This window comes from Streptomyces sp. NPDC007164, from assembly GCF_040634135.1.
In the GTDB taxonomy this organism is placed as follows: Bacteria; Actinomycetota; Actinomycetes; order Streptomycetales; family Streptomycetaceae; genus Streptomyces; species Streptomyces sanglieri.
The window spans coordinates 1-1,380 of record NZ_JBEYFB010000150.1 but is presented as its reverse complement, the minus strand read 5'-3'; the positions used below and the strand labels follow the sequence as shown (position 1 = coordinate 1,380).

1 pseudogene is annotated in these 1,380 nt (G+C 68.9%); it reads right to left on the bottom strand.

The annotated features are described in order from the left end of the window. Positions 1 to 59: 59 nt before the first annotated feature. Positions 60 to 1,270: pseudogene (locus tag ABZ622_RS42090) on the bottom strand (IS110 family transposase). Between the last annotated feature and the right edge of the window lie 110 nt (positions 1,271 to 1,380).

Below are 1,380 nucleotides of genomic sequence, written 5' to 3'. Positions count from 1 at the left end.
GGGGTGCCTCTATGTTCTTCGTCAAGGCGGTGCTGCCGCATTTGTGCTGTGTGTCTTGGTTATGCGGCGAGGGTGATGGTGGGGGTTCGGGACTCGTAGAAGGTGTCGTCCCGGAGCATGGCGAACAGGACGCTGGTGCGTTGGCGGGCGAGGCGGAGGAGGGTCTGGGTGTGGGTTTTGCCGCGGGCGCGTTGCTTGTCGTAGTAGGCGCGGGAGGCGGGATCGGTGTTCATGCAGGCGAAGGCGGAGAGGAACATGGCGCGTTTGAGGTGCCGGTTTCCGCGTCGGGGTGCGTGCTCGCCGTGGATCGATGTGCCGGAGGATTTTGTGGTGGGGGCGAGGCCGGCGTAGGAGGCGAGGTGAGCGGCGGTGGGGAGGCTGGTGCAGTCGCCGACGGTGACCGGCAGGACTGCGGCGGTCCTGACGCCGACACCGGGCATCGAGGTCAGGACCGGGGAAAGAGGGTGGGCCTCCAGCAGGGTGTTGATGTGGGCTTCCAGGGCCTGGCGCTGTTCGTGGACGGCTGCGAGGGAGCGGGCCAGGGAGGGCACTACGGTGTCGAGGGTGCCGGTTCCGGGCACGACGACGGTGTGCTCGTCGAGTGCGCCGAAGATGTCGTCGATCAGCCGGGTGGCCATGCGTGGGGCTTTGGGGCGGATGAGTTCGACGAGGTGGCGGCGTCCGGCCTTTCGCAGAGCCTGCGGGGATCCGTGGCGTTCGAGCAGCCAGGTGACGGCCTGGTGGTCCAGGCGTGGGCCCAGGACGCGCTCCAGGCTGGGGTGGAACTGGGTGAGCAGGCCGCGTATCCGGTTGGAGGTGCGGGTGGCCTCGGCGGCGAGGTCCTGGTCGAAGCCCACCAGGACGGTCAGTTCGGCGGTGATCTCGTCGGTCAGTTCCAGCGAGCGCAGGGTGTGCGGCAGGGTGCGGGCCGCGTCCGCGATCACCGCCGCGTCACGCGCGTCGGTCTTCGCCTCGCCCGGATACAGGTCGGCGATCCGGCGCATCGCGAGGCCGGGGAGGTAGGCGACCTGGCAGCCCGCGTCCCGGGCGACGGCCAGGGGCAGGGCGCCGATGGAGGCGGGCCGGTCCACGATCACCAGCACCGTGCCGAACTTCGCGGCCAGTTTCTCGAACACGGCCCGCCGCTTCGGCTCGCTGTTGGGCAGCTGCTTGTCGAAGACCTTCTTGGCCGGGGTGAGTCCATGGCCGTGGTGAGCACTCCTACCGACGTCCAGGCCGAGGACATGCCTACGTCTTCGGTGTCGAACATCGCACCTCTCCATACGAGTTGACGGTGCCGGCCTCGGCAGTGGTGTCGTACGCGCGCATCCACGTTATGCAGACCTGCTGCCCGCGAGCTGTCCGGCATTGCGCCGGACC